This is a genomic window from Deltaproteobacteria bacterium, assembly GCA_016874735.1.
Taxonomy (GTDB): domain Bacteria; phylum Bdellovibrionota_B; class Oligoflexia; order Oligoflexales; family CAIYRB01; genus CAIYRB01.
This window is the reverse complement of record VGTI01000111.1, coordinates 1-6,258: the sequence shown is the minus strand read 5'-3', so window position 1 is coordinate 6,258 and position 6,258 is coordinate 1. Positions and strand designations below refer to the sequence as shown.

5 protein-coding genes are annotated in these 6,258 nt (G+C 52.3%); 3 read left to right on the top strand and 2 right to left on the bottom strand.

What is annotated here, in order from left to right; genetic code table 11:
• Positions 1-272: 272 nt before the first annotated feature.
• Both FJ146_18990 and FJ146_18985 read left to right on the top strand, forming a co-directional pair.
• Positions 273-1,436 (top strand): hypothetical protein, encoded by a 1,164-nt coding sequence (locus FJ146_18990; GenBank protein MBM4254058.1) that lies wholly within the window; start codon positions 273-275, stop codon positions 1,434-1,436.
• Between the two features lie 284 nt (positions 1,437-1,720).
• Entirely contained in the window at positions 1,721-2,737 is a 1,017-nt protein-coding gene (locus tag FJ146_18985; GenBank protein MBM4254057.1) for a hypothetical protein, read from the top strand.
• A gap of 4 nt (positions 2,738-2,741) precedes the next feature.
• On the opposite strand, the gene FJ146_18980 is transcribed toward FJ146_18985, so the two are convergent.
• Both FJ146_18980 and FJ146_18975 read right to left on the bottom strand, forming a co-directional pair.
• A complete protein-coding gene (locus FJ146_18980; GenBank protein ID MBM4254056.1) occupies positions 2,742-4,187 on the bottom strand; it encodes a DUF4130 domain-containing protein in 1,446 nt (481 codons plus the stop codon).
• A 26-nt stretch (positions 4,188-4,213) separates the two neighbouring features.
• Positions 4,214-5,476, bottom strand: coding sequence for a putative DNA modification/repair radical SAM protein (locus FJ146_18975; protein MBM4254055.1), 1,263 nt, complete (start codon positions 5,474-5,476; stop codon positions 4,214-4,216).
• A 232-nt stretch (positions 5,477-5,708) separates the two neighbouring features.
• Between FJ146_18975 and FJ146_18970 the strand changes: the two genes are divergently transcribed.
• On the top strand, positions 5,709-6,254 hold the full coding sequence (locus FJ146_18970) for a hypothetical protein (GenBank protein MBM4254054.1): 546 nt from the start codon (positions 5,709-5,711) through the stop codon (positions 6,252-6,254).
• Positions 6,255-6,258: the final 4 nt, after the last annotated feature.

The following is a 6,258-nucleotide window of genomic DNA, read 5'->3' as shown; positions in this document are numbered from 1 at the left end:
TCCAGCCACCCAAGTAAGCGACCTGCTCGCCGACACGCCCAACCACAAGCTACCTGGGTCAGTTTACGTGAGCATGGATGGGTCAATTTATGTGAGCGGCGTAGGGCAGGCCCCGCAATCCAACGAGGCAACACCCCTGTGAGGTGAGTAGCCACTCTGCAACTGTTTTTATTCCTTGACTTTACGTCATCAGCTCAATATGTCCCCGTCACCGCCGTGCTTTAAATTATGCACTGGCACTACCTCAACGCCTCAAAGTAAGGGATAAAAAATTGAAAACTATAACCTTTTTATCGTTTATATTTGTCTGTGGTTTGGGTGTTTCTGGTTGCGGTTGGCTCGACAAATCACTGAACCTATCAGGAAGGAGCACGGCTCCGGCAGAGCCCACCACTCTGCCTAAAGAACGGCTCATCACCGAGTTTAAGCCCTCGGTCGAGTTTATCGAGCAGGAAACCGCGGAGAGTAGGTCTGTTACCCTCACCTGGGCATCCACAGGCGACTCCTGCGAACTGTCGCCCAGCTCAACCGACCAATCCAAGACTCTACCTGGATCGGGAAGCCTCGAGGTTATACCGGAACGTAGCCAAAAATACTCACTGGTTTGCACCAAACAAGGCCTAAATTCCGATACGTCTCACACATGGATTCGGGTCTCAACCCACCGGACAAAACTCCGAAGCTGCACAGACCTTCTGGTGGCAGTGCCCAACGCCGACACAGCATTTTTGTACCAAAAATCGGGTAGTAACAACGGAATCTCGGTACCGAATGGCACCTTGCTAACCAGAACGGCATTGCTCCAAGATGCCGAAGGCAAATACGAGATCACCCTGAACAAGCGCGCTTTCACAATTTTGTCGAATTTTGTGCGAGATCCATGTGACGCCACAAAGGACATCGTCCGGACGGTCGAAATTGAGAAAGATACAACATTCACGGAGATCGGTGGCATCCGCAAATGTAACTTCGAAGCTGGAGATATCCTGCGCGTAGCAATTTTCACAGGGACTGAGTCCGAGTCCAGCACCGATCTGATTAAAGTTTCGCTTCTGGATGCATCTGCTGATTGCGAGTTTAGCTCTGGTTCTTTCCTGAAGACCGATGTGCGCACGGGCTTTGGCTACGAGGGCAAACTAACAGAAACGGGCCTGAAAATTGCCGAGCAAAGGACGCGCGTTAGGTTTAATACAGCATTAGTCATCAAAACGGCTACTAGCTCTGGACTCGACCAGACCCTCTTGGAATGGACCACAAGTAACGCTGAATCGTGCACATCAACCCGCAATATAACGCCAACTCCCACCCCAATTTCTGTTAACCGTACTAGTATCTGGTTTGATGGCGCCATAGATACGAGCATAAGAATCACATGCGATGGCCCGGGAGGACCGGTCTCCATCACCCCCATCGATCTCCCGGTACTGTTCCAGTGAGGCCTGACCAAAGCACGGACGGCCTACGTTGCGCGTCGTCGTGACATCGAAATAATCGCCTGTCTCATACTTAAGTATCAGACAGGCGCATCGATTTTAACTGAATGTTTGATTGTGGGGCAAAGGGGCTACCGCCGCGCCTTTATTCATTTTTTATATAAAAACATATTTTACGCTAAAGTTTTTATACAAAAAACCGATAACGACCTAAGGAAATTACAATGGTTCCGTGGCGCTGAGCCAAGCTGGCGCCTGGGAGCTCACCTTAGAGGAATTGGCAGACTATGGCACGAAACATCAAAAACAAACCGTCCAAAGCTCACCTTACGACTACCGCCAGTGCTTTACTATTCTCCCTTACCGCGGCATGCGGCTTCCAAACACCGGCAAAAAAACATACCGATAGCGAAAAAGCTCCCGCGGCTCATTGGCAAGGACCGGCCGCACCGCAGAGCGAGCTCTCCGGTCCAAGTGGGTCTCTGGCACTTATGATGCCAACCGGCATGCCGGACAGTATCGATCAAGTGCGACTCTCCCTGGCGCGCCAGACGCCGCAACTCGAGATTCTCTACAAGAAAAAGCTAGATACCGATGCGATGGTGATCACAGCCGAAGAACAGTTAAAACAACTCGAATCAGGTCAGGGTCACGCAGTTCCGATGATCTGTATGGGCTCAGTAGGTGGCGCGTGTGGCCCTAATCCCTGGGGAATTGGTATCGGCGGTGCACCCATAGGTTCTGACCTCATAGCAGCAAAAAAAGAGCGCATAAAAGCACTGCAAAGTGAGGCCTCTGCCATGGATGCAGAACTCGATGCACAGCTAACTACTGCAGCTAAGAGCGATGCAAAAGGCCAGCAAATTTTTCCACTGGGCGTTGGTATACCGCAGCTTCAGCGCTTCGACTTGATGCCAGGTCAATACTTACTATTGGTCGAGGTGCTAGACAGCACCACGGGCAAAGTTTACCAAAAAGGCCGCGGCAAGGTCGATATCCTTGCTGGAAAAGTCGCGGAAGCCAACATCAAACTCGTGCCGGTGACTCAAGCAAAGGGCGGCCTTATCGTAAACCTAAATGGAAGCCCAAGTGGATTTACCATGAATGGAGAATCTAAGGTCTGTCCGCCCCCAACGCCCGCTGACATTTGCCCTGCAATTCATGCCCTTCTCTCCGAGAGTGAAGAACTTTGGCAGTATTCCTGTAAGGCGCGTGGATACCAACTCATCAGCTGCGTAAGTCACGTGTGCGACCATGAGCTTCCCCGTAAAGGGACGCAGCTTTGTAGTGGCTTGGTCAAGTAAAGTATCAGCTAGATGCTAAAGCGGTGTTCATGTCGGTAAAAAATCGTGTCACCGCTGAGGCCCGCTCATCTTCGTCCTTAATGTTTAAAACAGCCGCAACATTTTCCGTCACAAAGGTCCGTGTCGACCATGTTGACTGTAGTTGCTTGCCACGTTCGTCCGCTAGCCTGATCATGCGGCCAAGGACGGAGAGAGCTGCACTAGACCCCAAACAAATGATGATCTCAGGCTTAATGAGTTGCAGCTCTGCTGCCAACCAGGGACGACATGCGGCAACGTCACGAGGTTCTGGCTTTTTATATTGGCGTATTCCGTTGGTCTCTTGATGTTTGAAATGCTTCAACGCATGAGTCAAGTAAACGTCGTCAAGTCGCACACCGGCTGCAGTTAACGCCGACTCCAATATGGCGCGCTCAGGTCCACTGAATGGCTCAGTCCGTCTATCGTCTAAGTCAGTGGGTTGCTCTCCCACAATCACTATGCGTGCATGCGCAGGACCTTTGCCAAAAACAAGACTCTGCGCTCGCTCGCACAGCTTGCAGCCGCTACAGCGAGTGGCAGCCTCTTTCAGTACACCGAGATCAGATGCATCCCTGGGAACAAAGGGCTGAGCGGATGTAGGTTGATCTTTAAGCATCTGTGCTACACGCGCCTCACTCGACGCTAAAAGTTCACCAATCAATGCGGTCTCCGGCAGTGTACGCCAGTGCCGGACCGGCATCTCCTTCTTCATGGCTTTGGTCTTAATCCGCGCAGGATTAAAAATGGCGCCGTAGTAACTGCACCAGAGAGTCTCAAGCTCGTCCTCGAGTCGAGGGGCCATACCCTCAGGTACGCCAGGGCCGTACTCAAGATGCTGCTTATCCCAATAAGCTGATCCGTCCGGTGTCAGGATGGCAAAGGTCATCGTCCGAAAGCGACGGACAAAGAAAGGCACCGCTAAACGAAAAATGGCGTGATCCGGACAGTGCCAGGCAATGTATACGGGCTCGTCAGGAACCTCGGGATCCGCGCCCATCACTTTACGAAAGCGCACGAATGCGTGCATTTTGTGGATATCTCGTCCAACTGCCTTGGCCATCCGCGTGAGCAGCATGACATCGTCATCGACTTCGATATTGAGGAGATGGGGCTCACCGTGATTGAGGCGCCATAAGATGCGGTAGAGCACCTGCCAACGCCGCGGCTCCCGGTGCACAGCTGCTAGTTCTGCAGCCTCCATAAAAGCGCGCGGCACTCTGGCTATAGCGCCTTTCTTTTCGCTATGCTTCGCTTCGTGTACATCATCACAATCCTCAGTCGGTGCCTCCGCAGCGAACATCAAACGACCTTGCTCCTCACCTGCAGGCACCCAGCTGACATCGTCTGGATGCACTCCCTCACTAAGAAGACGTCGCGCTTCTTGTCGCCAGCTAACAAAATCAGGTTTGAATACGATCTCAGTCGTCATGTCATAGCGCCATACTGCCGTGGGCCTTAAAACTCGCCTGTCGCTGCTGTGGCTCCCACCTCGAAGATGGTCATCTGCCGCATCTTCTTCTCAGCCAGGGCTGGAAACTCTTGTTTGTCTATCAGCATGGCCTTGGCATGCGTATCCGCCGTAACGATGAAGTATTGTGCTCGCCGCAATGAAACGCGCAGTTTGATCAAGTCCTCACTCGTGATGCGTTTGTGCCGCCTAAGCGTCATGATGCGCTCAACGTTACGGACACCAAAGCCAGGAACACGCAGGAGCTGAGCCTTGGTGGCTTTATTAACATCAACGGGAAATGCATGCCGATTGCGCAAGGCCCACGCCAGTTTAGGATCCTTCTCCAGGTCCAAATTGGGCGCATCCTCGGGCGTGATCTCCTGCGCCTCAAAGCCGTAAAACCGTATCAACCAATCAGCTTGATATAGCCTATGCTCTCTGATCAGAGGCGGCGCCTGAGGCGGCAAGCGGGGGTCCGCATCGGGGATTGGGCTGAATGCTGAGTAGTACACACGACGTAAGCGATGCTGGTCGTAAAGATGCGTCGCCGTGCGCAGAATCAAAGCATCACTGCTTGGCGTCGCACCGACGATCATTTGCGTGCTTTGTCCCCCAGGAGCAAAAATCGGGGCCTTAACGCGGCTGCTGCTCTTTTTCTTCTCGCTCTTGACCTCAGTGATCTTAGCCTCAATTCCGGCCATGGACTCCTCGATGGAGGCATGAGTCTTGGCTGGTGCGAGCAAATCGAGATCTGCCTGAGACGGCAGTTCGATATTGGCACTAAGGCGATCGGCATAGCGCCCTGCTGCCAGATGCAATGCAGGTGACGCCCCAGCAACGGCCTTAAGATGAATATAACCGCCAAACCGCTCCACTTCACGCAGACGACGGGCGATCTCTATCATCTCCTCCATCGTCGCATCAGGCGTCCGGAGTACCCCAGAACTAAGGAACAGCCCCTCGATATAGTTGCGTCGGTAAAACTCCATCGTCAGCCAAACGACTTCGTCTACCGAGAACCGTGCGCGCGGCACATCACTCGACACACGGTTGATGCAGTAGGTGCAATCAAAGACGCAAAAATTTGTCAGCAGAATCTTCAGCAGCGATACGCAGCGGCCATCCGGCGTATAGCTATGGCAAATACCCATGCCCGCGGTATTACCTAGACCATTCTTGTCACCCTTGCGCGAGGACCCGCTGCTAGCACAGGAGGCATCGTATTTAGCGGCATCGGCCAAGATTTCTAGTTTGCGTTTGAGATGCAAGCGCGCTCCTTAAAAGTCTGGCCTTACATAATCACCCAAAGCACAACCCAAGTCATGGGAAAAATCTCTTGAACTCAAATCGCTAAGAATCCAAGATATTTGACTTTTTTGAGATACCTGGCCTGCCCGGTTCGGGCTTTAGCAGGCTCCACTCAAAAGATCATCGTTTCTGCCGAAACCTTAGGTGGAATGAGTTTGGCAGCGTGTTCGTCCCCGTTCCTGGAGGCCGCCGATGGCGCAAAAGCGTGTATGCCCGAGAGATACATCTCCGTTAAACGAGATCCACTACGAAACCGAGAAAGTGGATCACTGTCCTCAATGTGGCGGTTTGTGGTGTGATGGTGATGAACTGGTGAAGGTTGTTCAGTCTCGCGAGCAAAAGTTCGGTGAGCAGGAACATCAAGACATCAATGCTGTGGAAGCCGCAGCTAAGGCGCAGACTCTCGTCCGTGACACGACCTCCGAGATGATGTGTATCGTCTGCAATAAGCCTATGACACGCTCGAATTACTCCTACAATTCTGGAATCATGATCGATCGCTGTCCTGATGGTCACGGAGTGTGGATGGATCGCGATGAGATCGAGCGCATTCAAATCTTTGTTGAACGTTGGGAAAAAGAACGTAGCAGAGTCGAAAAAAATTATGGCATCTTGCTCAAGCTTGGTGCTGCACAAGCAACAAGTGGTTACAACCGCGCTGTCAGAGAAGGTAAAGAGAGCGCACTGAAAGGGAGTGCCATCTTGCGCCTCTTGGACAAACTAAGATGGCGACGTTAAGTAT

What these genes read in the sequence shown, in the direction of transcription:
- FJ146_18985 (MBM4254057.1), top strand. Translation starts at nt 1,721, where the DNA reads ATGGCACGAAACATCAAAAACAAACCGTCCAAAGCTCACCTTACGACT.
- FJ146_18980 (MBM4254056.1), bottom strand. Translation starts at nt 4,187, where the DNA reads ATGACGACTGAGATCGTATTCAAACCTGATTTTGTTAGCTGGCGACAA.
- FJ146_18970 (MBM4254054.1), top strand. Translation starts at nt 5,709, where the DNA reads ATGGCGCAAAAGCGTGTATGCCCGAGAGATACATCTCCGTTAAACGAG.